Annotated in this window: 23 protein-coding genes; 18 read left to right on the top strand and 5 right to left on the bottom strand. The window is 72.8% G+C overall.

The annotated features are described in order from the left end of the window. From HUT06_RS09120 to HUT06_RS09170, 11 genes are all read left to right on the top strand, one after another. Window positions 1-1,386, top strand: a complete 1,386-nt coding sequence (locus HUT06_RS09120; RefSeq protein WP_176195310.1) for a CpaF family protein — start codon at window positions 1-3, stop codon at window positions 1,384-1,386. Further along, entirely contained in the window at window positions 1,383-2,306 is a 924-nt protein-coding gene (locus HUT06_RS09125; RefSeq protein WP_254715067.1) for a type II secretion system F family protein, read from the top strand. The genes HUT06_RS09120 and HUT06_RS09125 overlap by 4 nt, the downstream gene beginning before the upstream one ends. Window positions 2,307-2,315: 9 nt before the next feature. Continuing rightward, a complete protein-coding gene (locus HUT06_RS09130; RefSeq protein ID WP_176195311.1) occupies window positions 2,316-3,218 on the top strand; it encodes a type II secretion system F family protein in 903 nt (300 codons plus the stop codon). Beyond that, window positions 3,199-4,482 (top strand): sensor histidine kinase, encoded by a 1,284-nt coding sequence (locus HUT06_RS09135; protein ID WP_176195312.1) that lies wholly within the window; start codon window positions 3,199-3,201, stop codon window positions 4,480-4,482. Before HUT06_RS09130 ends, HUT06_RS09135 begins: the two co-directional genes overlap by 20 nt. Then, the gene (locus HUT06_RS09140; RefSeq protein WP_176195313.1) at window positions 4,483-5,190 is read left to right on the top strand and encodes a response regulator transcription factor; all 708 of its coding nucleotides are present in this window, start codon (window positions 4,483-4,485) and stop codon (window positions 5,188-5,190) included. Between the two features lie 173 nt (window positions 5,191-5,363). After that, on the top strand, window positions 5,364-5,636 hold the full coding sequence (locus HUT06_RS09145; protein WP_176195314.1) for a hypothetical protein: 273 nt from the start codon (window positions 5,364-5,366) through the stop codon (window positions 5,634-5,636). A gap of 40 nt (window positions 5,637-5,676) precedes the next feature. Continuing rightward, window positions 5,677-5,949, top strand: a complete 273-nt coding sequence (locus HUT06_RS09150; RefSeq protein WP_176195315.1) for a hypothetical protein — start codon at window positions 5,677-5,679, stop codon at window positions 5,947-5,949. Beyond that, window positions 5,949-6,590 (top strand): A24 family peptidase, encoded by a 642-nt coding sequence (locus HUT06_RS09155; RefSeq protein WP_176195316.1) that lies wholly within the window; start codon window positions 5,949-5,951, stop codon window positions 6,588-6,590. The genes HUT06_RS09150 and HUT06_RS09155 overlap by 1 nt, the downstream gene beginning before the upstream one ends. After that, window positions 6,587-7,753 (top strand): C40 family peptidase, encoded by a 1,167-nt coding sequence (locus HUT06_RS09160; RefSeq protein ID WP_176195317.1) that lies wholly within the window; start codon window positions 6,587-6,589, stop codon window positions 7,751-7,753. The genes HUT06_RS09155 and HUT06_RS09160 overlap by 4 nt, the downstream gene beginning before the upstream one ends. A gap of 80 nt (window positions 7,754-7,833) precedes the next feature. After that, complete coding sequence (locus HUT06_RS09165; protein ID WP_176195318.1) at window positions 7,834-9,357, top strand: hypothetical protein; 1,524 nt, start codon at window positions 7,834-7,836, stop codon at window positions 9,355-9,357. 46 nt (window positions 9,358-9,403) lie between these two features. Continuing rightward, window positions 9,404-9,808 (top strand): hypothetical protein, encoded by a 405-nt coding sequence (locus HUT06_RS09170; protein WP_176195319.1) that lies wholly within the window; start codon window positions 9,404-9,406, stop codon window positions 9,806-9,808. A 513-nt stretch (window positions 9,809-10,321) separates the two neighbouring features. On the opposite strand, the gene HUT06_RS09175 is transcribed toward HUT06_RS09170, so the two are convergent. Continuing rightward, window positions 10,322-10,672, bottom strand: a complete 351-nt coding sequence (locus tag HUT06_RS09175) for a hypothetical protein (protein WP_176195320.1) — start codon at window positions 10,670-10,672, stop codon at window positions 10,322-10,324. Here HUT06_RS09175 and HUT06_RS45170 point away from each other — a divergent pair. Both HUT06_RS45170 and HUT06_RS09185 read left to right on the top strand, forming a co-directional pair. Continuing rightward, the gene (locus tag HUT06_RS45170; protein ID WP_176195321.1) at window positions 10,662-12,290 is read left to right on the top strand and encodes a substrate-binding domain-containing protein; all 1,629 of its coding nucleotides are present in this window, start codon (window positions 10,662-10,664) and stop codon (window positions 12,288-12,290) included. The genes HUT06_RS09175 and HUT06_RS45170 overlap by 11 nt on opposite strands. A 101-nt stretch (window positions 12,291-12,391) precedes the next feature. Beyond that, window positions 12,392-13,012, top strand: coding sequence for a prepilin peptidase (locus tag HUT06_RS09185; RefSeq protein ID WP_176195322.1), 621 nt, complete (start codon window positions 12,392-12,394; stop codon window positions 13,010-13,012). Window positions 13,013-13,018: 6 nt separating this feature from the next. On the opposite strand, the gene HUT06_RS09190 is transcribed toward HUT06_RS09185, so the two are convergent. Then, on the bottom strand, window positions 13,019-14,323 hold the full coding sequence (locus HUT06_RS09190; RefSeq protein ID WP_176195323.1) for an LCP family protein: 1,305 nt from the start codon (window positions 14,321-14,323) through the stop codon (window positions 13,019-13,021). Window positions 14,324-15,462: 1,139 nt separating this feature from the next. On the opposite strand from HUT06_RS09190, the gene HUT06_RS09195 reads away from it, so the two are divergent. After that, on the top strand, window positions 15,463-16,335 hold the full coding sequence (locus HUT06_RS09195) for a serine/threonine-protein kinase (protein WP_176195324.1): 873 nt from the start codon (window positions 15,463-15,465) through the stop codon (window positions 16,333-16,335). Here the strand turns inward: HUT06_RS09195 and HUT06_RS09200 are convergent. From HUT06_RS09200 to HUT06_RS09210, 3 genes are read right to left on the bottom strand one after another with little or no spacing between them, the layout of a single operon-like run. Next, complete coding sequence (locus HUT06_RS09200) at window positions 16,328-17,917, bottom strand: OmpA family protein (RefSeq protein ID WP_176195325.1); 1,590 nt, start codon at window positions 17,915-17,917, stop codon at window positions 16,328-16,330. The two genes, HUT06_RS09195 and HUT06_RS09200, sit on opposite strands and share 8 nt — an antisense overlap. A 42-nt stretch (window positions 17,918-17,959) precedes the next feature. Continuing rightward, window positions 17,960-18,517: an OmpA family protein gene (locus tag HUT06_RS09205; RefSeq protein WP_176195326.1), complete on the bottom strand. Its 558-nt coding sequence runs from the start codon at window positions 18,515-18,517 to the stop codon at window positions 17,960-17,962. 5 nt (window positions 18,518-18,522) lie between these two features. Beyond that, window positions 18,523-19,086 carry a hypothetical protein gene (locus tag HUT06_RS09210; protein ID WP_176195327.1) on the bottom strand — a complete coding sequence of 188 codons (564 nt, stop codon included), beginning with the start codon at window positions 19,084-19,086 and terminating at the stop codon, window positions 18,523-18,525. A 120-nt stretch (window positions 19,087-19,206) separates the two neighbouring features. Between HUT06_RS09210 and HUT06_RS09215 the strand changes: the two genes are divergently transcribed. The 4 genes from HUT06_RS09215 to HUT06_RS09230 all read left to right on the top strand — a co-directional run bounded on the left by HUT06_RS09215 (window position 19,207) and on the right by HUT06_RS09230 (window position 23,790). Further along, window positions 19,207-19,815, top strand: a complete 609-nt coding sequence (locus HUT06_RS09215; RefSeq protein ID WP_176195328.1) for an XRE family transcriptional regulator — start codon at window positions 19,207-19,209, stop codon at window positions 19,813-19,815. A 350-nt stretch (window positions 19,816-20,165) separates the two neighbouring features. Then, window positions 20,166-20,996 carry a hypothetical protein gene (locus tag HUT06_RS09220; RefSeq protein ID WP_176195329.1) on the top strand — a complete coding sequence of 277 codons (831 nt, stop codon included), beginning with the start codon at window positions 20,166-20,168 and terminating at the stop codon, window positions 20,994-20,996. Window positions 20,997-21,007: 11 nt separating this feature from the next. Then, a complete protein-coding gene (locus HUT06_RS09225; RefSeq protein WP_176195330.1) occupies window positions 21,008-23,023 on the top strand; it encodes a fumarate reductase/succinate dehydrogenase flavoprotein subunit in 2,016 nt (671 codons plus the stop codon). After that, window positions 23,020-23,790 (top strand): succinate dehydrogenase/fumarate reductase iron-sulfur subunit, encoded by a 771-nt coding sequence (locus tag HUT06_RS09230; protein ID WP_176195331.1) that lies wholly within the window; start codon window positions 23,020-23,022, stop codon window positions 23,788-23,790. The genes HUT06_RS09225 and HUT06_RS09230 overlap by 4 nt, the downstream gene beginning before the upstream one ends. Window positions 23,791-23,848: the final 58 nt, after the last annotated feature.

The raw sequence follows: 23,848 nt of genomic DNA on the forward strand, positions 1-23,848 counted from the left end.
ATGGGGCTGAGGGACCGGCTGGAGGACGAGCGCCTCGGCGGCGCGCCGGGCCGCGCCGGGGTGTCGCACTGGCGGCGCCGCCTGCTGGAGGAGGTGAACCTCGACGAGCTGGCGCTGCTCGGGCCGGCGCAGCGGCGGGCCCGGCTGGAGAAGGTCACCGGGCACATCGTCGGCCGCGAGGGCCCGGTGCTGTCGCCGGGGGAGCGGGCCGCGCTGATCCGCCGGGTGGTGGACGAGGCGCTCGGCCTCGGCGTGCTGGAGCCGCTGCTCGCCGACGAGACCGTCACCGAGATCATGGTGAACGGGCCCGACCACGTGTTCGTGGAGCGCGACGGGCGGGTGGAGCGCGTCGACACCGCATTCGCCAGCGAGGAGCAGCTCTACCAGACGATCGACCGGATCGTCGCGCAGGTGAACCGGCGGGTGGACGAGTCGAGCCCCATGGTGGACGCGCGGCTGCCCGGCGGCGAGCGGGTCAACGTGATCATCCCGCCGCTGTCGCTGGTCGGGCCGGTGCTGACGGTCCGGCGGTTCCCGCGCTCGTACACGATCGAGGAGCTGGCCGCGCGGTCCAGCCTGGACGGCCCGACCGGGGTGCTGCTGGCCGCGTTCGTCCGGGCCCGGCTGAACCTGGTCATCTCGGGCGGCACCGGGACGGGCAAGACGACGATGCTGAACGCGCTGTCGGCGTTCATCCCGGGTCACGAGCGGATCGTGACGATCGAGGACTCGGCGGAGCTGCGGCTGCGCCAGGAGCACGTGGTGCCGCTGGAGTCGCGCCCGCCGAACATGGAGGACAGGGGGCGGGTCACGATCCGCGACCTGGTCCGCAACGCGCTGCGGATGCGCCCCGACCGGATCATCGTGGGCGAGGTCCGCGGCGGCGAGACCCTCGACATGCTGCAGGCGATGAACACCGGCCACGAGGGGTCGATGGTGACGGTGCACGCCAACTCCACCGAGGACGCGGTGCACCGGCTGCGGACCCTGGCCAGCATGAGCGACGTGAAGCTGCCGTTCGACACGGTCCGCGACCAGATCGACGGCGCCGTCGACGTGCTCGTCCACCTCGGCCGGGGCCCGGACGGCTCGCGCCGCGTCGTGGAGATCGCGGCGCTGGTGGCGCGGCGCGGCGACCGCCCCCGGCTCGCACCGGTCATGACGTTCGAGGCGGAGCCGATCGGGCCGGACCGGACGGTGCGCGGCGTGTTCCGGCACCACCCGCTGCCCGCGGTGCTCGCCACCCGGCTCTTCCATGCCGGCGAGGGCGTCCCGCCGGCGTTCGGCGTGGAGCCCGCGGCGGAGTCCGGCACGGCGGGCGCGGGCACGGCGGGCGCGGGCACGGCGGGCGCGGGCGCGGAGGGTGCGGGAGGGGAGGCGCGGTGAGCCTGCCGGTCATCATGCTGCTGATGCTGGTCACCGGCGTCCTGGCCGTCTGGGGCGTCGGGGAGCTCGCGGCCGGCCACCAGGTGCGCCGCGGCATCGCCGCCCGGTCGCGGCTGGACGGGGAGGCGCCGCCGGACGGGCCGCTCGTCCGGTTCGACCGGCGGCTGCGCGGCACCGAGCCGGGCCGGGCGCTGGCCCGCCGCATCGCCGCCGCGGGCCTGGCGGTGCGGGTGTCCACCTTCCTGTTCGCGATCGTCGCGGGCGGCGCCGCCGCGATCGCGCTGATCGGCCGGCTGCTCGGGCCGGTGTTCGGCGTCGCCGCCGCCGTCGCGGTCGGGTTCGTGTTCTTCGGCTACCTGCGCCGCCGCGAGGAGCGGCGCAAGGAGGAGTTCGTCGCGCAGCTGCCGGAGCTGGCGCGGGTGCTGTCGAACGCCGCGCAGGCCGGGCTGTCGCTGCGCACCGCGATCGCGCTGGCCGCCGACGAACTGGACGACCCGGCCCGCGCCGAGCTGCGCCGCGCCGCCGACGGGCTGCGGCTCGGCGAGTCGCTGGAGGGGGTGCTCGGCGACCTCGCCGCCCGGCTGCCGTCCCGCGAGCTCGGCGTGCTGGTCAGCACGCTGCTGGTGGCGTCGCGGTCGGGCGGGTCGCTGGTCACCGCGCTGCGCAGCATCGCCGGGACGCTGGAGGACCGCAAGGAGATCCGCCGCGAGGTGCGCACGATCCTCGGGCAGGCGGTGGTGTCGAACTGGGCGGTCGGGATCCTCGGCGTGGCCGGCATCGCGATGATCAACCAGATCGAGCCGGGCGCGCTGCACGAGATGAGCACCCACCTGCCCGGCCAGCTGATGCTCGCGGCCGGCGCGGCGCTGTTCACCACCAGCCTGGTGGTCATCCGCCGGATCACCCGGATCGATGTGTGAGGGGACCCGATGATCTTCGTGCTGGCGGCCGGTGCCGGGCTCAGCGTGCTGCTCGCCGGCTGGGGGTTCGTCCTGCTCACCGGGGCCGAGCGGGTGGCGGGGTCGGCGCTGGCCGCGCCCGCCGCCCCGGCGCCCGCCGCGCGCCCCGGCCGGGGCGAGGTGTTCGGCCTGAACCGGCTGGCCGGGCGGATCGGGCGCCCGTTCGGCCGCCCGCTGATGTCCGCGCTCGCCCCCTGGCACCGCCGGATCCGCGAGCGGATCGACGCGGCGGGCCGTCCCGGCGGTATGACGGTCGAGTCGTACGCGCGCATCACCGCCGGCTACGCGGTGCTGTTCGGCTCGCTCGGCGTGCTGCTGCTCAGCGCGGGGCGGGTCCCGATGGGGCTGATCTGCCTCGCCGGGATCTTCCAGAACGAGCTGTTGCTGATCGGCCGTGCCCGCACCCGCCGCGACGAGATGCAGCGCGGCATGCCCGACTTCCTGGACGTCCTCGCCGTCACGGTGTCGGCGGGCATGGGGTTCCGGCACTCGCTGGCGCGGGTCGTGGAGAGCATGCCGGGGCCGCTGGCGGACGAGTTCGCGATCGCGCTGCGGCAGATGGAACTCGGCACGTCCCGCCGCGAGGCGTTCGAGGACCTGCGCCGCCGCAACCGCTCGGAGATGCTCAGCCAGTTCGTCACCGCCGTGCTCCAGGCCGAGGAGCTGGGCGCGCCGCTGGCCGCCGCCCTCATCGACATCGCCGCCGACATGCGCCGGGAGTCGGCGCAGTGGGCGCGGCGCAAGGCGCAGCGGACGACGCCGCAGGTCACCGCCGTCACCACCGCGCTCACCCTGCCCGCGCTGATCCTCGTGGTGCTGGGCGCCCTCTTCTACAGCTCGGGAGCTGATCTCGGTGCCGTCCTCGGCCGCTGACCCCCGTCCGGCCGGCCCCGCCCGCTCGGGCCCCGGACCGGGGTGCCGCGCGGGCGACGACGACCGCGCCCGGTCCCGGATCAACGCCGCGATCCGGCTGCTCATGCAGGTGCGGACGCTGATGGCGTCGATCACGCTGCTCGTCCTGGCGGTGCGGGGGCTGGCGTTCGCGACGTTCGTCATGGTGGCGTGCGTGGCGCTGCTGTCGTGGCTGGCGTCCCGGCACGTGGACCGGATCGTCCCGCGGCTGCTGGACCACCCGCTGCTCGTCGCGCTGGACCTGTGCCTCGGGTTCGCGGTGCTGGCGGTGGGCGGGCCGTCCGGGCCGTTCTTCCTGTCCACGGTGGCGACCGCGGCGGTCGCCGGGCTGCTGTACCGGTGGCCGGGCATGCTGATCGTCTCCGTCGCGCAGATCGCCGGGTACTTCGCCGCGTTCGCCGTGCCGCACGACGACCTCGGGACCTTCCAGGCGCTGGCCAGCCAGCCCGCCTACTACCCGGTCATCGGGTTCGGCGGCGTCGCGCTGCGGCGGCTGCTGGAGGAGCACGGCGCGGCCGAGGACGCCCGGGTCGCCGCCGAGGCGACCGCGGCCGCCGCCGAGGAGCGGGCCCGGCTGGCGCGGGAGATGCACGACTCCCTCGCCAAGACGCTGCGCGGCCTGGCGCTCGGCGCGGCCGCGCTGCCGGCCTGGGTGCGGACCGCGCCCGACCGGGCCGAGCGGGAGGCGGCCCGGCTGGCCGAGGCGGCGGAGACCGCGTCCCGCGAGGCGCGCGGACTGCTCACCGAGCTGCGCGACACCGCGGCCGCGCTGCCGCTGCCGGACGCGGTGCGGGCCGGCTGCGACGCCTGGTCCGCGCGGACCGGGGTGGCCGTCCAGGCCGACATCGCGGGCGACGTCCGGCTCCCGCACCGCTCGCGGCACGAGCTGCTCGCCATCCTCGGCGAGGCCCTCGCCAACGTGGAGCGGCACGCGGACGCCGCGAACGTGTCCGTCCGGCTCGCCTGGTCGGCGGCCGACATCGTGCTGACGGTGCGCGACGACGGGCGCGGGTTCCGCACGGCGGCGCCGGACGAGCACGCCCGCCGCGGCCGGTACGGGCTCGTCGGGCTGTACGAGCGCGCCGAGCGGGCGGGCGGCACGGCGCTGGTCCGCTCGGAACCGGGGGAGGGCACCACCCTGGTCGTCCGGGTCGCGGCTGGTCCCGCCGGATCCGCCGGGTCCGCCGGCCGCGCCGGGCCGGACCGCTCCGCGGAGGTGTGCTGAATGGGCGGCGCGACGCGCGTCCTCGTCGTCGACGACAACGTGGTCGTCCGCTCCGGCCTGGTGTCGCTGCTGGAGGCGCACGGCATCGAGGTGGCCGGGGAGGCGGGCGACGGGCGGCGGGCCGTGGAGCTCACCGCGCGGCTGCGTCCCGACCTGGTGCTGCTGGACGTGCGGATGCCGCTCATGGACGGCGTCGACGCGGCGGCCGAGATCAGCCCGCTGGCCCGGGTGCTGATGCTCACCTACACCGACGATCCGGGCACGGTCCGGGCCGCGCTCGCCAGGGGCGCGACCGGTTACCTCGTGCACGGCGCCTTCACCGCGGACGAACTGATCGCCGCCGTGCGCGAGGCCGTGGCGGGCGCGCACCCGCTGTCGCCCGCCGCGGTGTCCGCGCTGGTCGGCGCCGTCCGGGAGGCGTCCGGCACGGCGCGACCGGCGGAGCCGGCGGTCCCGGCAGAGGCGGCGGAGCCGGCGGAGCGAGCAGGGCGGGCGGAGCGGGCGGGAGGGTTCGGCCTGTCGGCGCGGGAGGCCGAGGTGATGCGGCTCATCGCCCAGGGCGCGTCCAACGGAGACATCGCGGGACGGCTGTTCCTCGCGGAGAAGACCGTGAAGAACCACGTCAACCGCATCTACGCCAAGCTCGGCGTCACCTCCCGCGGCGCGGCCATCGCCCGCTGGATCGGCACGTCCGGTGATTTCGGATGACGCCGCCCATTCTTGGCGCGGGCGGCCCCCTGTCCCCGGGCCCATGCGAGTGGGCCGCCAATTGGGGCGGCGGACCCTGGGAATGGCGTGTCCGGCTCCATATTTTGGTGGTCGTGAAACGGAGACGGCCGACCCTCCCGACCGGCGGCCGGACCGACCGGGAAAGGACGCTGATGATCTTCGATGCGGTGCGCGAAAAGGTGGCCGGTGATGATCGCGGCGCCGACGTCTTCGAGTGGGCCGGAATGCTGATCCTGGTCGCCGCCGTCATCGCCGGCCTCTACGGCCTCGGCATCGTCGACACGACCACCGGCGGCGTCACCAAGGCGATGAGCGGCATCTTCGAGGGCGATCCCGGCAAGGGCGGCGGAGGCGGCGGCGGAGACGGCGGCGGCGACCCCGACTCCTGCCAGATCACCGACGGCATCGACCTGTGCCCCTGGTGACGGCGGGCTCCCCATGGACGACGGAGAACCCAGGAGGTTCATGATGGATTCGCTGATTCCCGCCCTTGCGCGGGCGCATTTGTCGATGAACGCCGGCGGACAGCGCGTCGTGCGTTTCTTTCAGGGCCGTGCCGAACGGCTGAGTGATTCCGACGACCGCGGCGCCGATATCTTCGAGTGGGCCGGAATGCTGATCCTGGTCGCCGCCATCATCGCCGGCCTCTACAGCCTCGGCATCGTGGACACGGTCACCAATGCCGTCGAGGACGCGCTCAAGGAGATCTTCGAGGGCGATCCGGGTGGCGAGAACTGATGACGGCCGCCGCGGCCGCGGGAGCGGCCGCGGCGGGGGCCGCCGCCGGCTGGCTGGCCGCCCCGGTCGCGGCCCGCTACCGGGGCCCGCTCGCGCCGCGCGCCGGGATCGGCGTCGCGGCGCTGACCGGCGCGGTCCTCGCGGCGCTGGCCGTCCGGCTCGGGACGCGCCCGGACCTCGGGGCGTTCGCCTACCTGGCGGTGATCGGCGTCCAGCTCGCGGTGATCGACACCGCGGTGAAGCGGCTGCCGAACGCGATCACCCTGCCGTCCTACCCGATCGGCCTGACGCTGCTGGCGGCCGCCGCCCCCTTCACCCCCGGCGGTGCCGCCCGGCTCGCGCACGCGCTGGCCGGGATGACGGTGCTGTGGGCGGTGTACTTCGTCCAGCACGCCCTGGCGCCGCGCGCGATGGGCGGCGGCGACGTCAAGCTGGCCGGCGTCCTCGGCCTCTACCTCGGTTGGCTGGGTGAAGCGGCATGGGTGACGGGCGTGGTCGCCGGGCTCCTCTACGGCGGCCTCTACAGCGCGACATGGCTGCTCCTCGGCCGCGCCGGGCGCAAGGACGAGCTGCCGTTCGGCCCGTTCATGCTGGCCGGGGCGCTGACCGGCATACTGTTCGGGGGCTGGTTCGCGCGGTGACCCGTCCCGTTCCGCGCGGCGACGCGGGCGACGCGGGCGCCGCGACCTCGGTCCTCATCATCGGGATGGCGCTGTGCCTGCTCGCGGCCGTGCTCGTGGTCAGCCGCGTCGCGCAGGCCGGCGACATGCGCACCCGGGCGCAGCGCGGCGCCGACGCCGCCGCCCTCGGCGCGCTCGAACCGCTGCGGCTGCGGCTGGTGGAGATGGCGCTGGCCGGCACGCCGCCCGCGGGGCTCGGCGCCTGGCTGCTCGCCGACGACGCGCCGCAGGGCGCCGCCGAACGCTACGCCCGCGGCAACGGGACACGCGTCGACGGCACGGTGCACCTCACCGGCCTGGACGGGACGTACGCCAAGGTCTGGGCCGGCACCGCCGACTGCCAGCTCAAGAAGGAGAACGAGCTCACCGAGCAGGAGAAGGACGACCTGCGCCACGGCCGCCGCCTGTGCACCGACGGCTCGGGCGAGAAGGGCATCGGACGGGTCGGCACGGCGGTCGCGGTCGCGCGGCTCACCGTTCCGGACTGCGCGTACCGGTTCTCACCCGTGCCGCCGGGGGAGCCGGTGCCGGAGCAGCAGCCGGCGCCCCCGTCCCGGCTGGTCTGCGGAGGCGTCGTCGCCTGGCCCGGCGGGGACGCGGCGGCACTGGGGAAGAAGTTCACTTTGCGGCTGGTCGACAAGGAGAGCAGCGTTCCCTACAACGGCTTCCCCTACCTGGAAGCCGGGACCGGCGGCGCCTTTCCGCCGCCGGGCCCGCTGCCCGCCGGGACACCGGAGATGATCCGCCGCGCGATCGCCTTCGCCCAGGCGCAACTCGGCACCTGGTACCAGTGGGGCGGCACCTGCACGGCCCCGAGCCGCGTCGCGGCCACGATGGGGAACTGCGACTGCTCGTCCCTCGTCCAGATGGCCTACCGCGCGGCCGGAATCTCCATTCCGCGGGTCACCTACGACCAATGGAGATTCGGGCGGGGCATCGCGCCGGGCCAGGAGAAGGCGGGCGATCTGGTGTTCTTCCGCATGGGCCCGCGAGGTCCCGAACACGTCGGCCTTATCGTCGACCCGGCCACCCGCACCATGATCGAGGCACCGCGGACGGGAACCACCGTCCGGTACAGCACCTACAGCGGATATATCGGCTTCAGGCGCCCGTACGCGGGCTAGCGAGAATTCTGGCGAAATAGGCCTGAGATTGGGCCCCGGGGCTCATTCGGGAACGACTCCTCGATGCGAATCTTCAAGGCGTGCCCCTTGTCGAGATCCGTGCGGGCGAACCCGCCGACCGCGGTGCGTCCGTTACCGAGTACGTCGGGATCCTGGCGCTCGTCGCGGCGGTCTGCGCGTCCCTCCTCACCTTCGGCGTGCCCGGCCGGACGAGCGGCGCGGTCTGCCGGGCGCTGCACACGATGCACCTCACCGGTGCGTGTTCGGGGACCGCCACGGCGGCCGGGAAACCGGACCCGGACGAACCGCGCACGGCCTGCTCCACGGGAATCGAGACCAAATACCTTGAGGAGACGGTGACGATTCCGACGCGCATCAACGTGCGCACCAACAGCCGCAACACGCTGCAACTCGACCACCGGGTGGGCGCGAACGGGAAGTCCACCTGGGAGGTCTCCGACTTCACCTGGGGGGAGGGCGGGATCGCCAGCCCCGATTTCGACTTCAAATTCGGCAAGTTCGGCATCTGGGGCGGCGGCCAGCTCACCAACGGGGACGTGTACTCCTTCGACAACGAGAAGGAGGCGCGGAAGTTCTTCGACGACCTCGTCGACCACCGCATCGGCAACACCGCGAAATTCGTCGTCCGCACCAACCCGCTCACGAGCGGATTTTCCTGGCTCGTCGGCAAGACCCCGGTCGTCGGCAAGTACTACGACCGGTGGATCGGGGGCAGCGAACCCGACAGGAAACCGTCCGCCGACTACCGGGAAGGGGGGCTCACGGGCGGTTTCAAGAGCGAGCTCAACCTGTGGAAGGTGAAAATGCCGGCCAAGGCGCGCGGCTGGCTGATCGACGGCACCCGCACCGACCGCAAGACGGGTCAGCGCACCACTTACTACACCGAGAAAGGGGAGGCCGAGGCCGGGGTGCTCGTCAATCTCGGCGACGTGTGGAAACGCCTGCCGAAGGGGGCCCGCGAGCGCGCCGCCGCCGGCGCCGCGGACGCGCTGGCCCTCGCCATGGCGGAGATCAGCAAGCGCATCGGTGCCAAGGGGATCGAACTGACCCCCGCCCAGACCGAGAAGATCAAGGCGAAGATCCAGCTCAACCCCAACGCCGGCCTGAACTTCAAGCGCCGAGCCCAGACCACCTGGGCCTACACCGAGGACAAGGACGGCACCATGCTCAGCCTGACCAAGACGTCCAACACCCAGGACATCCTGTACTTCCGCGCCGACGGCAAGCTCAGCGGCGGCGTCGACAGCGAGAAGGGCGCGGTCATCGGCGGCAAGCAATGGCTGCTCTACTCCGAGCGGACCGTCACCGACAAGACCCTCGACTACGCCGACCCGCAGGACCGCAAGGCCCTGGAGGACTACGGGGAGACCGGCGACGACGCCGCCCTCGACCGCTACTTCACCGGCGGCGGCGGACGCATGTCCCGGCTGACCTACGACGTCACCGGCGACACCGACAAGCTCGACGTCAACTGGGGCGGTCTCTTCGAAGGCTCCGGCGAACACCAGATCAACACGCTCACCGGAGCCCAGTTCTACAAGGCCGGACAGGGATGGGTGCCGTGGACGCGCTGCCTCGGCTGACCGTCCGCCCGGCCGCCCGGCCGTCCGTCCGCTGAAAGGGAGCCCCATGCGCGTCGCCACCACGGTGCTGCTCACTGCGGCCGCCGCCCTGGCCGTCCTCCTCGCCCTCGCCGCAGTGGTGGCCGCGACCGCCTTCGCGGCCCCCGGCGCCGCCTCCTCCGACGCCGTCTACTGGACGTCCGCCGCAGCGGCGACCCTCGTCCAGTTCCCCATTGGCGTCCTCGCCGCCCGCCGCACCGCACCGCGCCTGCGCCGCGCCGGGGTGTCCGGCACCGTCGCCCTCCCCGCCCTCACCGCCCTCGGCCCGTGCATCCCCGCGCTCCTGGCGAACCTGCGCCCCATCGAGCACGTCGCCCCGCCCATCAGCGTCCTGGCCCCGCTCTGCGCCGCCGTCCTCGGCACCCTCATCGGCCTCCGCCGTGCACCCCGAAAGAGCGAGGCCCTCTACTGATTGGGCCCCAGGTTGGGCCCCGAGGCCCATGCACCCCCACCACCCGGCTCGTTTCAATGGCGGCACCATGCCTGCCGAAGACGGTGTCGACCTCCCGCCGCTCCCGCTGGACATCCCGGGCCTCCCCGGTGACCCGCAGCAACCCCTGCAAACTCCGCCTACGCCGAGTCCGCCGCCGGTACTGGCGACCCCCACCACGCCCACGTCGCCCACACCGCAAGCACCGACGCCTCCCTCGGCCGTCCCTCCATCACCGACTGCGGGCACCGCCTCCCCGCACTCTCAACTCGCCAACCGGGCTCCGGACCCCGACGGCTCCACGCTGGCGCCTCCCATCGCGGCCACTACCGCTCCGCAGGTCTCACCCAGCGTGCAAGCGCCGCCGCCCCCGTCGACCGAGGCCGGGAGCCCGAACCCGCAACCGCCGGCAGGGGCGCCTCCGGACGCTTCCGAGCCCAACGGCGCCGCGCGGCCGCCCGCCGCCGCGGGCAGGCCGCAGGTTTCGCCCGACGTTCAGGCGCCGCCGGCGCCGCCGGTGCCGCCGGTGCCGCCGGTGCCGCCGTCCGAGTCGGCCGGTGCGCAAACGGCCGCGGGGCCGCCGCCTGGCGGCGCGCCGACTCGGTCCGCGCCCGTGCCGGACGTGCGAGTGGCCGGCTTTCTGCCGACGTCAACGCCCGCGTCGGCGGTCGTGGAGCCGTCGCCCGTAGGTGCCGCGTCGTCCGAGCGGGTCGTGGCGTCCGAGGGCGGCGGTGTGGCGGTGTCTCCGGCGATCGTGGCGCGGCCGGTGCGGCCCCAGGCGGTCGCGACGGCGGGAAGCGGGTGGACGGTACGGCTCCGGCGGAGGCGCCCGCCTGTGGTCCTCATCGCGGGGGTCGCGGCGCTGCTCGTGGTCGGGGCGCTGCTCGGCGTGCGGCAGGCCGCCGGAGGCGGGTGCGACGGGCGGGTGACGGTGAGCCTGGCGGCGGATCCGGCGGTGGCCCCCGCGCTGACCGCGCTGGCCGGACGGTTCAACGGCGCGGAGCACGAGGTGGGCGGGCGGTGCGCCGAGGTGACCGTGAACACGCTGCCCTCGGCGGCGATGGCGCTGGCGCTGGGCGGTGACAGGTCCGCCGCCCAGGCGCGGGCGGACGCCTACGTCCTGGACTCGTCGCTGTGGCTGGAGATCGCCGGGCGGACGGCCGAGCGGACCGGCACCGCGCCGCCGAAGCCGATCGGGTCGGTCGCGAGTTCGCCGGTCGTGCTCGCGCGGGCGAAGGGCGCTGAGCCGCTGTCGTGGCGGTCGATGACGCCGGACGGGGCGGTGTCCCTGCGGCTGCCGGCGCCGGAGCAGAACGCGGCCGGCATGGTCGCGCTGCTGATGGCGAAGCGGGCGGCGGGGACGGGGGACCAGGCCATCGCCGGGTTCACCGGGATCCTGGCGTCCGCGCAGAGCGTGGAGGGCTCCGCGCGGGGCGAGGCGGCGGCGTTCGACGGGCTGGTCCGGTTCGGCGGCGGCAAGACGCCGGTGCTGGCGGTGCCGGAGCAGTCGGTGTGGCGGCGCGCTACGGCGGGCGGCGCGCCCGTCCAGGCGGTGCTTCCGGCGGACGGCACCATGGCCCTGGACTTCCCGCTCGTCGTCGCGGCGGGTGCGAAGGCCGCGGCGGCGCGGCGGTTCCTCGCCGAGGTCGGGACACGTGAGGGGGCGGACGCCCTGGCGAAGGCGGGGCTGCGTCCGGCGGGAGGCGGTCCGGCGCCGGCCGTGTCGGCGGTGACGGGGGTCGGGGCCGTGCCCGCGACATCGCCCCCGGCGCCCGGCGCGGTCAGCGAAGCCCTGGAGATGTGGCGCCGGATGCACCTCGGCACCCGCATGCTCACCGTGATCGACGTGTCCGGGTCGATGCTGGAGCAGGTGCCGGGGACCGGCCGGTCGCGGATGGCGGTGACCGCGGGTGAGGTCGAGAAGGGCATCTCCCTCATGCCGGACTCCGCGGAAATGGGCCTGTGGGCCTTCTCCACCGGGATGGACGGCCCGCGCCCGTACAAGGAGCTCGCTCCGGTCGGCCGCCTGGGCGCGACGGACGGGGGCCTGCCGCACCGTGCCGCGATGCAGCAGGCGCTCGCCCGGATGCGGGCCAAGCCGGACGGGGACACCGGCCTCTACGACTCCGTCCTCGCCGCGTACCGGACCGTCAAGGCCGGATACCGCGACGACATGATCAACATCGTGCTGGTGCTGACCGACGGCCGCAACGACTTCGCCGGCGGACTCTCCGAGCGGACACTGCTGGCGCAGTTGAAGGCGGAGTACGACGCGAGCCGTCCGGTGCAGGTCGTCGGGCTCGGGTTCGGGCCGGGCGTCGATCTCGGCGCGCTCCAGCGCATCGCGCGGGCGACCGGCGGCGCCGCCTACCAGATCCGCGATCCGCGGCAGATCCACGCGCTGTTCCAGCAGTCGGCCGCGTTGAAGATCTGCGACGATCCGCGCCAGTGCCCGACCGGCTGAGCCCCGGCCGTGGGGGCGTCTCCAGTTGGACGAGGCGGGGGCGCCCAGGGCGCGTTATCGTTCCCGAGGCTCCCGATGAGCGCCGGAATGGGCGAGGTGCGATGGTCGCGTTGGTGTTGCTCCCGGTCGGTCTGGCCGCCGGCCTCCTCCTGGCCCCGCTGGCGGTGCCGTTCACCGGCCCCGTCGACCGGACGCGGCGGACGGCGCTCGGCGTCGCCACCGCCTGCGTCTTCGGAGCCGTCGGATGGCGGATCGGAGCGGAACCCGTCCTCGCCGCGCTGCTCTACCTCGCGGCGGTCGGCGCGCTGCTGGCGTTCATCGACATCCGGGAGAAGCGGCTGCCGGACCGCTTCACCCTCCCGTCCTACGGCATCGCGGCCGCGCTGCTGGCGGTCGCCGCCCCGTTCACCGACGACGGCCTGCGGCACTTCACGCACGCGCTCATCGGCATGGCGGCGCTCTTCGCGCTGTTCGCCGCGCAGGCGCTCGCCGTCCCGTCCGGCATCGGGCTCGGGGACGTCAAGCTGTCGGGCGTGCTCGGGCTCTGCCTCGGATGGTTCGGCGGGCGCGCCTGGGTGACCGGCCTGCTGGTGATGTACCTGATCGGCGGTGTCATCGCCGTCGGCGTGCTGATCGTCCGCCGGACGCGGAAGGGCGAGTTCCCGTTCGGCCCGGCGATGCTGGCCGGAACCCTCGCGGCGGTGCTGGCGGCCGCCGGATGAACCCGGTCACGCGCAGGGGTTCTTCCGGCCGGCCTTGACCCCTCCTCCGATCTTGTTGATGGCGGGCGGGGTGAAGCGGGCGCCGGCCTTGCCGAGAACGAGGCGGACACCGCCCGCGGGCGCGCCGCCGTCGGCGGTGAGCACCGCGTCGGGAAGCGCCCGGGCGAGCACGGACGCCTGCGCTTCGCTGGACGGGGCGTAGACGAGGCGGGTCTCCGCGGCGGGCGCCGCCTTCCCGACCGTCTCGGCGACCTTGAACCCGCGCTCCCGGAGCCGGCGCACCGCGTTCGCGACCACCTTCTTCGGAGCGCCCGCGGCCACGACCGTGACGTTCACCTTCCCCGGGGCGGGCAGGGCCTGCTCGGCCGGAGCGGGCGCGGCCGGCTCCGCGGGCAGGTCGTCGTCGCGCCGGACCGCCTCGAACAGCGCCCGGGCCCGCTCCCGGTTCCACTGGACGCGGTTGGGGTCCGGGGCGTAGCGCTCGACGGGCACGGTCACGAACCGCACCTGCCCGGCGTCCATCCCCTTCAGCCCGTCCGCGATCTTCTTCATGGTCGCCAGGTTCAGATCGTCGTCGGTCGTCATCGACTTGGTCGCGGCCTTGAGGAACTTGTAGGTCTTGGCGGGGTCGGTGAGCATCGAGCCGCTGGTGGCCTTGTCGACGACGGCGGCCATGAACTTCTGCTGCCGCTGGATGCGCTCCAGGTCGGAGCCGTTGCCGAGCGAGTAGCGGGCCCGCACGTAGCCGAGCGCCTGGGTCCCCTTCACCGTCTGCTTGCCGGCCTTCAGGTGCAGTTGGGCGCGCGGGTCGTTGACGGGCCTGTCGACGCAGATCTCGACGCCGCCGAGCGCGTCCACCATCCGCTTGAACCCGGAGAAGTCGATCTGGACGAAGTGGTCGATGTGGATGCCGGTGAGGCTTTCCAGCGTCTTCCACGTGCAGGCCGGCCCGCCGAACGCGAACGCCGAGTTCAGCATGCCGAACTGCGCCGGGACCGTGCCGCCGCCCTCCTTCTCGCACTTGGGCATCTTCACCATCGAGTCGCGCGGGAAGCTGATGCCGACCGCCTGGTCGCGGTTGGGCGACAGGTGCAGCAGGATCGTGGTGTCCGACCGCGCGCCGGTCACACCGTCCGCGTACTCGGAGTTGTCGCCCGCCCGCGTGTCGGACCCGAGCAGCAGGATGTTGAGCGACTTGTTGAGCTTCTCCGGCCGATCCGGCCCGAGCCGCCCCCCGACATGCTTCTGGTCAATGCCGCCGACGATGTCGTGGTAGAGCCAAGCGGCGCCGGCCCCACCGAGCAGCACCACGCCCAACACCCCCACCCCCGTCCACCGCAAAACCCGCCGCCGCCTCCCCCGCCGCCCCGACCGACCACCCCCAACACCCGAACCTCCCTCTTCCCCACCACCAGCACCACCGTCAGCCCCACCGCCGGTAGAACCAGCCCCGCCACCCTGAGCCCCGCCACCCTCAGCACTGCCGCCGGTAGAACCCGCAGCCCCGCCACCTTCGGCCCCGCCGTCGGTAGGACCGGCGCCACCACGCTCAGCCTTGCCGCCTTCAGCCCCACTGCCGGTAGGGCCGCTGCCTTCAGCGCGGCCGCCGATAGGACCATCACCCTCAAATCCACCACCGGTAGGGCCGGCATCCGCAGCGCCGCCACCCTCAGCGCCGCCACCTTCGGCTTTGCCGCCGGTAGGGCTGGCATCTGCAGCGCCGCCTTCAACGCTGCCGCCCTCGGCTTTGCCGCCGGTGGGGCCGGCATCCGCGGTGCTGCCGCCTTCAACGCTGCCGCCGGCAGGATCGCTGCCCTCGGCACCGTCGCCTTCGGGGCTGTCGTTGGTGGGGACGCCGGTGTTCTCAGCGCCGGTGCCTTTCACGGCTGTGTTCTTGGTGCCTGTGGCGGCTACGGCCGTGCCTCTCGTGTCCGGGAGTTTTGCGTTGGTGTCCTTTGCGGTCCCGGCGTCTGTGTTGCCGGCTTTCGTGCGCGTGGCCTGCACGCTCGCTACTTCTATGCCACCTGTGGACGCGTGCACGGAGTCAGGCTCGTCTGTGTTCTCGGATCGCGTGACCTTTGACCTTCGGGGCGTGAGGTCCGCGCCTTGCGTGTCCGTGCGGGGTGTGTCGGTGGTCTCCGCGTTGTCGCCTTTCGCTGCGGGCGTGCCGGGCGTGGTCGCGGGCTCGGTGCCGGTCTCGTTGGGGGAGGGCGTGGTGTTGCTGTGGGCGGCGGTGTCCCCCGCGAGATTTTCGCGGCCGGGCTCTTTGTCGCTCATTTGTCCAGTTTCGGGCGGGCCCTGTCCGGGGCGCATGGTCTGCGGAGATCGTCAGTCTATGGAGGGAGCGGGGAGGTGTGGGGCTCTCCTTGTTCGATGCGCGGTCCGTCCTTGCGGTTGACGGCGCTCGGCCGGTGGGTCTTCGGGGCGGTGGATTCCGTACGATCTGTCCCGTGGACGGAGGGTGGGTGATCGGCGGGCGGTTCACCATGCTCGACCGGATCGGGGCGGGCGGGACGAGCCGGGTGTGGCGTGCCTACGATCATGCGGAGCGGCGCTACTGCGCCGCGAAGCTCATCCGGTGGCAGGGGCGGACGATGCTGCTGCGGGCGATCCGGGAGCAGGCGCTGCGGCTGGCGCATCCGCACGTGGTGACGCCCTACGCGTCGTGCATGGCGGGCGACGACGTTCTGCTGGCGATGGATCTGATGACCGGCGGGTCCGTGGAGACGCTCCTCGGCGACTACGGGCGGCTGCCGCCGGACTACGCCGCCGAGATCCTGGACCAGGTGCTGGCCGCGTTGAGCCGCATCCATCGGGCCGGGATCGTCCACCGCGACGTGAAGCCGGCGAACCTGCTGATGGAGCCGAGTGCGGTCGGTGCGCCGCATGTCCGGCTCGCGGACTTCGGGATCGCGCTCGGGGACGACGGGATCCGGTTCACCACGACCGGGTTCGTCGTCGGCACGCCCGGCTACCTGGCGCCCGAGGCGCTCGACTGGAACCGGCCCGCGCCGCGGCAGGACCTGTACGCCGCCGGGATGGTCGGCTGGCGGATGCTCACCGGGGCGGGCGACCCGGAGCCGCACCAGCGGATCGGCGCGCGGCCCGCGGGTGTGGCGCCGATGCTGTGGACCGTGCTGTCCCATCTGTGCGACCCCGATCCCGCGCGGCGCTTCGCCGACGCGGACGCGGCGCGGCGGGCGCTGGGGTCGTGCCGTCGGGACCTGCGGTTTCCCGCCCGGACGCTGGACGGTGAACTGCTGCAGATCTTTGAACAGTTGGGGGCGCCTCCGCCTCATCGGAGCCGGCCGGGCCCTACCTGATGGGGACGTTCGGGATCTTGCCGAAGGGGCCCGCGTCGAAGGTGACCGCCTTGACGGACGGCGGGGGAGCGGGGACGTAGAAGAAACCGCGGTTCGCCGTGCCCGGCTCGGTTCTGAAGATGGCCCAGCCGGGGTCGACGAAGCGCAGGTTAACTCCGACCTCCTCGGTGGGGCCCATGCGGACGCCGCGGTAGGCGGTGTTCGTGGCCGGGTCGATGACGGAGAACGCGCCGAACCGGCCGTAGGAGCCGTTGTCGCCCATGTAACTGTCGGTGGGGAGCAGGTCCTGGGAGCCGGCGTTGGTGATCTCGAAGACGGCGACGAGGTAGGCGCCGTCGCGGTAGAACGGCTTGACGTCGATACGCCGTTTCTGGCCGGGGATCCGGCCGATCTCGGCCGTGCGGCTCGCCACGGTCGGGCCGTCCGGGTGGAACGCGGCGGGGGCGCCGGTGCCGGTGCCGGGCTTGTCCAGCGGGACGGTCTCCGTGGTCGATGTCGTCTCGGTCGCTTGCTGCTTGATCTGGTAGGAGATCTCGACGCGGCGGTTGCGCCGGCGGGCCTCCTCGTCGTCGGTGCCGCCCTCCTTCGCCACCGGTTCGGTCTCGCCCTTGCCTTCGGCCTTGTACTGGTAGGCGGTGCCGAGGCGGGCTTGGAGCTCCTTCAGGACGACGTCGGCGCGGCGCTGTGACAGGGGCATGTTGTAGCCGGGGGTGCCCTTGCCGTCGGTGTGCCCGGTGATGAGGATCGGCGGCTTGGCCGGGTCGGCCTTCGCCCTGGTCTCGTTCGCGACCTGGTCCAGGATGGCCTTCGCGCGGGCGGAGAGCGTCGCCTTGTCGAAGGCGAACAGCACGTCGGTGCGCAACCCGATGGTCTGCTCGCTCGCGCTCGTGCTGGTGGACTGCACCTCGCCCTCGGTGAGGCCGTAGAGGTCGTAGGTGCGGCCCGAGGCGTCGCCCTGCTGCTCGCGCGTCTTGAACGCCACCGTGGCGCCGGGGCTCGGGGGCGTCGCGTCGTCCACGACGGGGGCTGTGGGGCCGCCCTCGCCCTTGCCGTCGATCACCGGGACGCCGGTGAACTCGCCGGCGGTGGTGGGAGTGACCACCGTGACGGCCCGCACCGACTCGGGGAGGCGGGGGAAGGCGAGCACCGCCTCGTAGCGGACGCCGGGCCGGACCATGGTGAAGCGGAGGTCGCTGCCGACGGTGTTGCCCTCGCCGCCACGGTCGTAGAGCGGGCCGTACGCCTTGTGGCCGACCGGGTCGACGAGCGTGAAGTGCAGCTGGCCGAACGCCGACCCCGCGACCGAGGTCGCGAACGAGTACATCTTCGGATCGCGCTCCGGGTTGGTCACATATAAGCGCAGCACCGACCGGTCGCGATGGCGCTCGACGGCCCGCACCTCGAGCCGCGAACGGCCGCCGCCGAGCGCGGACCAGGCCTCCTTGATCATCGGCCCGGAGTGGGGGCGGCCGGTCTCCGCGGTGCCGCGGCTCGCGGGGGCCCCGCCGCCGGAGTCGCAGGCGGCGAGGAGGACCAGCGGGACGGCCGTGAGGGCGGCGAGCGCGCCTCGGATGCCCGTCATCGGGATACCTCTTTCCTGTTCGGCGGTCGGGGCGGGCGGTTCTCAGCTCTTCTCGTAGGTGATCTCGACGCGGCGGTTCTTCGCGCGGCCTTCGGGGTCGTCCTTGCCGCCCTGCTCGTTGGGGGCGACGGGCTTGGTCTCGCCGTAGCCCCTCGCCTGGACGCGCAGGGAGGCTCCGCCGAGGGCATCCTGCAGTGCGGTCTTGACCGCCTCGGCGCGCCGCCGGGAGAGGGCGAGGTTGGAGGACGGGTCGCCGATGGAGTCGGTGTGCCCGGAGACCTGGACGGCGCCCTTGACGCCCCGCAGCCGCGGCGCGAGTTCGCTGATGCGCCGGCGGGCGGTGTCGGTGAGCGTGGACGCGCCGAAGTCGAACAGGACGTCGGCGGAGATGCGGACGGTGACCTGCCCGCCGTTCGCGTGCTCCTCTTCCAGGGGGATCACGGCCTTGGACAGGTCGATGTCGTGCACGGCGGTGCCGGTCTCGAGGGGCAGGACGCTCTTGGCGAGGTTGCCGTCCGGCACTCCGGGGTCGGCCCCCGCGACGGCGGGGACGGCGAGCAGCGTCGCGAGGACGCCCGCGATGACCGTCGTGCGGCGCATGCGGCTCACCGCTCGACCGGGATGTTGCGGAACGTGGGCCATGTCCCGATCTGTACGTCGATGGACTTCACGTTCTCGGGCGGGGCGGCGAAGGTGAAGTAGTAGGGCGTGGGCTGGTCGTTCGTCATGTGCGTGAAGATGTCGTCGCTCTCCAGCGACTTGCCGTCGGAGTCCTTCACGACGATGTAGCGCTTGAGGTTCACCGGGTCGATGAGCGAGGTTCCGAGCCGGTGGTTGCCGTTGAGCCCGTAGCCGTTGATCCGGCCGGGCCGGGCGCCGGGGACGTGCGGCGTGAACCGCACGGTCAGCGTGGCCAGCTTCCCCTTCGCCTTGAGCCCCATGATGGCGATGTCGACCTTGGCGCCCACCGCGGCGGGGCTGTCGAAGGTGCCCTGCACCACCGGCTTCGCGGCGTTGTCGTAGCCCGCCTCGGACGCCGGCACGGCCGCGCCGGCGGCCGTCGTCGAGACGGCGCCCGACGATGAGGCCTCGTCGTCTCCGCTGCCCGAGCAGCCGGCCAGGAGCAGCACCGCGGCGGTGGCGACCACCAGGCGATGGGTCAGGCGCATAGTCGATCCTTCGGTTCGTCGCATATGCAAAGGCGGGCTTCCGTGGCAATATGGCATCTGGAGCCACGATAGGGTGTGCGGACGTGAATATAGCGTTTGCATCTGCGAATCGTCAAGGGGGTGGACGGGGTGAGCGTCGCCGAGGACACGGTCGCCCGGAACCGCGCGTTGCAGATCGAGTGGTACGGCGAGCCGCTCGGTGATCGCGTCCGGCCGCTGCTCGACCGGCTCGGGCTGTCGCAGTCGGGCCTCGCGGGCGTGCTCGGGCTGTCCGCGCCGATGCTCTCCCAGCTGATGTCCGCCCAGCGCGCCAAGATCAGCAATCCGGCGGTGCTGCACCGGCTGATGGCGGTGGAGGAGTTCGTCGCCGACCCCGAGCTCGGCGCGCTGCCGCCCGACGCGGTCAAGGCGCGGCTGGAGGAGATCCGGGGCGAGGCGGCGCCGACCACGTCCGGGATGCGCATGACCGCCGACGACGGCCCCGGGGAGTCCCCGAAGGGTGCGCCGGCCCAGGGTGCCGGACGGCAGGCCGGTGAGCCGGCGCGGCTGGTGCAGGCCCTGTTGCGCGAGGTCGCGTCCGCGGCGGAGATCGACGCCGCCGCCGACCTCATCGCCGACCGCTTCCCGGAACTCGCGGAGGTCCTGCGCGTGTACGGGACGGGACGCACGAGCGAGGCCGAGGCCCACTTCGCGCGTACCGTACTCGGCCGGATGCTCGGCGACCGCTAGGTCATTCCTTTGCGTGCTCGTCTCGATTCCCCTGCGCCATAACGACTGGTTATGGAACGCGGGCCGTGCGACGGGCCCGCGACGGGGTTAAAGTCTGTGGTCAGGCTCACATACGGGTCTCCCTGTTATGTATGTCACAGCGCGTCAAGTGTGGCGTAGGGTCGCTTCGCTGGAAGCGCACACGAGGCGTCACCGCCCGCATGCGGCACGGCCTCCGGCCGCCCGCCGGGGAGCCATGTCCCGAGGTTCGGCGCGACGGCGCGAGGAGTCCGCCGGCGGGCGCGACGGCAAACCGGTGCGCGCGGACCGTGGTACGGGGACACGACGACCCGAGCTCAGGAGAGCGATCGATGAGCACTGTGGAGGCGCCCGTCAAGACGCGCGCCCAGATCAAGGAAAAAACGCTCCGCAGGGACAACTGGCGGCTGTATCCCGTCACGACCTTCGTGATCTTCACGGCCTGGGTGGTGTACGCGACGGTCCGGGCCTTCTGGGGCGCGGCGTTCTACGTGCCGGAGTTCCACTACCTGACGCCGTTCTACTCGCCGTGCCTGAACGAGATCTGCAACGGCGTGACGGTGAACGGGCACACCGGCGACGCGGCGGAGTTCGGGACGTTCCTGCCGGCGGGCACCCGCGGCTGGATCCCCTTCGCGGCGATCTCGCTGCCGTTCCTGCTGCTGTTCCGGCTGACCTGCTACTACTACCGCAAGGCGTACTACCGGTCGTTCTGGGCGTCGCCGTCCGCGTGCGCGGTCCGCGAACCGCACGGCAAGTACACCGGCGAGCGCCGCTTCCCGCTGATCGGCCAGAACCTGCACCGCTACTTCTGGCTCGCGGCCGTGCTCATCTCCCTCATCAACACCTACGACGCGATCCGGGCCTTCCACGGCAAGGACGGCGGCTTCGGCATCGGGCTCGGCACGCTCATCCTCGTGGCGAACGTCGTGCTGCTGTGGCTCTACACGCTGTCGTGCCACTCGTGCCGGCACATCGTCGGCGGGCGGCTGAAGAACTTCTCCAAGCACCCGTTCCGGTACCGGATGTGGGGCTGGGTGTCCAAGATCAATGAGCGGCACGGCATGTACGCGCTGATCACCCTGGGCTCGCTGGTGGTGGCGGACGCGTACATCGCGTTCGTCGCCGGCGGCGTGTTCGACGACCCGCGTATCTTCAACTGAGGCCAAGGGACATGACTGAGATCGAGAGGCACTCGTACGACGTCGTGGTGATCGGCGCCGGCGGCGCCGGGCTGCGCGCGGCGATCGAGGCGCGCCTCCAGGGCAAGAAGACCGCGATCATCTCCAAGTCGCTGTTCGGCAAGGCCCACACGGTGATGGCCGAGGGCGGCGCCGCCGCCGCGATGGGCAACGTCAACGCCAACGACAACTGGATGGTCCACTTCCGCGACACCATGCGCGGCGGCAAGTTCATGAACAGCTGGCGGATGGCGGAGCTGCACGCCAAGGAGGCCCCGGAGCGGATCTGGGAGCTGGAGCTGTGGGGCGCGCTGTTCGACCGCACCAAGGAAGGCAAGATCAGCCAGCGCAACTTCGGCGGGCACGAGTACCCGCGGCTGGCGCACGTCGGCGACCGGACCGGCCTGGAGCTGATCCGCACCGCGCAGCAGAAGATCGTCGCCCTCCAGCAGGAGGACAAGGCCGAGCACGGCGACTACGAGGCCAACCTCAAGGTGTGGGCCGAGACGACGGTCACCCGGCTGCTGAAGGACGCCGACGGCAAGGTCTGCGGCGTGTTCGGCTACGTCCGCGAGACCGGGAAGTTCGTCGTGTTCGAGGCGCCCGCGGTGGTGCTGGCGACCGGCGGCATCGGCAAGGCGTTCAAGGTCACGTCGAACTCCTGGGAGTACACCGGGGACGGGCACGCGCTGGCGCTGCTCGCCGGCGGGACGCTGCTGAACATGGAGTTCGTGCAGTTCCACCCGACCGGGATGGTCTGGCCGCCGTCGGTCAAGGGCATCCTCGTGACCGAGTCGGTCCGCGGCGACCGCGGCGTCCTGCGCAACAGCGAGGGCAAGCGGTTCATGTTCGACTACATCCCCGAGGTCTTCAAGGACCAGTACGCCACCTCCGAAGGCGAGGGCGACCGCTGGTACGACGACCCCGACAACAACAAGCGCCCCCCTGAGCTGCTGCCCCGCGACGAGGTGGCCCGCGCGATCAACTCCGAGGTCAAGGCGGGCCGGGGATCGCCGCACGGCGGCGTGTTCCTCACCGTCGTCGACCGGATGCCGGGCGGCGCCGCCGAGATCGTCAAGCGGCTGCCGTCGATGTACCACCAGTTCAAGGAGCTGGCGGACGTCGACATCACCAAGGAGGCCATGGAGGTCGGCCCGACCTGCCACTACGTGATGGGCGGCGTGGAGGTCGACCCGGACACGGGCGCGGCGAAGGTGCCCGGCCTGTTCGCGGCGGGCGAGGTGTCCGGCGGCATGCACGGCTCGAACCGGCTCGGCGGCAACTCGCTGTCGGACCTGCTGGTGTTCGGCCGCCGCGCCGGCCTCGGCGCGTCGGAGTACGTGGACGGGCTGGCCGCGCGTCCCGCCGTCCCGGACGCGGAGGTCGAGGCGGCGACGGCGGAGGCGCTCGCGCCGTTCGAGCGGGAGGGCGGCGAGAGCCCGTACGCCGTCCACGCCGAGCTGCAGCAGACGATGAACGAGCTGGTCGGCATCATCCGCAAGGAGGAGGAGCTGAAGCAGGCCATCGAGTCGCTCGGCAAGCTCCGCGAGCGGGTCGCGAACGTCAGCGTGCAGCCGGTCGCGGTCAACGACGGCCGCGGCTACCACCCGGGCTGGCACCTCGCGCTCGACCTGCGCAACATGCTGCTGGTGTCGGAGGCGGTCGCGAAGGCGGCGCTGGAGCGGCAGGAGAGCCGCGGCGGCCACACCCGCGACGACTACCCGCAGATGTCGGCCGAGTGGCGGAAGGTCAACCTGGTCTGCTCGCTCGCCGGCGACCCGTCCGCCCCGCACGTCGAGCTGACCCGGCAGCCGCTCGTGCCGATGCGCGAGGACCTGCTCGAGCTGTTCGAGAACGACGAGCTGAAGAAGTACCTGACCGCCGAGGAGCTGCCGAAGGGGCCGGCCGAGGAGGCGGCGGCCGGCTCGGGCGCGACCGCCGCCGGCACCGCCGCCGGCACCGCCGCCGACGCCGCCGGCGCCGCGGACGACGAGGAGGACGACCGATGAGCTACGAGGCCAAGTTCAAGGTCTGGCGCGGCGACGACGGCTCCGGCGAGCTCGCCGACTACACGGTCGAGGTGAACGAGGGCGAGGTCGTCCTCGACATCATCCACCGGCTGCAGGCCACCCAGGCGCCCGACCTCGCCGTCCGGTGGAACTGCAAGGCGGGCAAGTGCGGCTCCTGCTCGGCCGAGATCAACGGCATGCCGAAGCTGCTGTGCATGACGCGGATGTCGACCTTCGACCCGGACGAGACGGTCACCGTCACCCCGATCCGCACGTTCCCCGTCATCCGCGACCTCGTCACGGACGTCTCGTTCAACTACGAGAAGGCGCGGGAGATCCCCTCGTTCGACCCGGGCGACGCGAAGCCCGGCGAGCTGCGCATGCAGCAGGTGGACGTGGAGCGCTCGCAGGAGTTCCGCAAGTGCATCGAGTGCTACCTGTGCCAGAACGTCTGCCACGTCATCCGCGACCATGAGGAGAACAAGGAGAGCTTCGCCGGCCCCCGCTTCCTGATGCGGATCGGGGAGCTGGAGATGCACCCGGCCGACCAGGCCGACCGGCGCAACATCGCGCAGGACGACCACGGCCTCGGCTTCTGCAACATCACCAAGTGCTGCACCGAGGTCTGCCCCGAGCACATCAAGATCACCGACAACGCGCTGATCCCGATGAAGGAGCGCGTCGTGGGCCGCAAGTACGACCCGGTGGTGTGGCTCGGCAGCAAGCTCGGCATCGTGAAGAAAGGCCAGGACACCCCGTCCGCCTGACCGGACCGCCCGGCCCCCGGGCCGGCAGGTCTCTCGCGAACGTCCCCCGCCGCCCCGC

The organism is Actinomadura sp. NAK00032, from assembly GCF_013364275.1.
In the GTDB taxonomy this organism is placed as follows: Bacteria; Actinomycetota; Actinomycetes; order Streptosporangiales; family Streptosporangiaceae; genus Spirillospora.

Excerpts from the sequence above, each read along its gene's own strand:
- HUT06_RS09145 (WP_176195314.1), top strand. The coding sequence starts at position 5,364 with ATGATCTTCGATGCGGTGCGCGAAAAGGTGGCCGGTGATGATCGCGGC.
- HUT06_RS09140 (WP_176195313.1), top strand. The coding sequence starts at position 4,483 with ATGGGCGGCGCGACGCGCGTCCTCGTCGTCGACGACAACGTGGTCGTC.
- HUT06_RS09205 (WP_176195326.1), bottom strand. The coding sequence starts at position 18,517 with ATGCGCCGCACGACGGTCATCGCGGGCGTCCTCGCGACGCTGCTCGCC.
- HUT06_RS09200 (WP_176195325.1), bottom strand. The coding sequence starts at position 17,917 with ATGACGGGCATCCGAGGCGCGCTCGCCGCCCTCACGGCCGTCCCGCTG.
- HUT06_RS09220 (WP_176195329.1), top strand. The coding sequence starts at position 20,166 with ATGAGCACTGTGGAGGCGCCCGTCAAGACGCGCGCCCAGATCAAGGAA.
- HUT06_RS09210 (WP_176195327.1), bottom strand. The coding sequence starts at position 19,086 with ATGCGCCTGACCCATCGCCTGGTGGTCGCCACCGCCGCGGTGCTGCTC.
- HUT06_RS09170 (WP_176195319.1), top strand. The coding sequence starts at position 9,404 with ATGCGCGTCGCCACCACGGTGCTGCTCACTGCGGCCGCCGCCCTGGCC.
- HUT06_RS09225 (WP_176195330.1), top strand. The coding sequence starts at position 21,008 with ATGACTGAGATCGAGAGGCACTCGTACGACGTCGTGGTGATCGGCGCC.
- HUT06_RS09175 (WP_176195320.1), bottom strand. The coding sequence starts at position 10,672 with ATGAGGACCACAGGCGGGCGCCTCCGCCGGAGCCGTACCGTCCACCCG.
- HUT06_RS09130 (WP_176195311.1), top strand. The coding sequence starts at position 2,316 with ATGATCTTCGTGCTGGCGGCCGGTGCCGGGCTCAGCGTGCTGCTCGCC.
- HUT06_RS09230 (WP_176195331.1), top strand. The coding sequence starts at position 23,020 with ATGAGCTACGAGGCCAAGTTCAAGGTCTGGCGCGGCGACGACGGCTCC.
- HUT06_RS09155 (WP_176195316.1), top strand. The coding sequence starts at position 5,949 with ATGACGGCCGCCGCGGCCGCGGGAGCGGCCGCGGCGGGGGCCGCCGCC.
- HUT06_RS09120 (WP_176195310.1), top strand. The coding sequence starts at position 1 with ATGGGGCTGAGGGACCGGCTGGAGGACGAGCGCCTCGGCGGCGCGCCG.
- HUT06_RS09185 (WP_176195322.1), top strand. The coding sequence starts at position 12,392 with ATGGTCGCGTTGGTGTTGCTCCCGGTCGGTCTGGCCGCCGGCCTCCTC.
- HUT06_RS09150 (WP_176195315.1), top strand. The coding sequence starts at position 5,677 with ATGATGGATTCGCTGATTCCCGCCCTTGCGCGGGCGCATTTGTCGATG.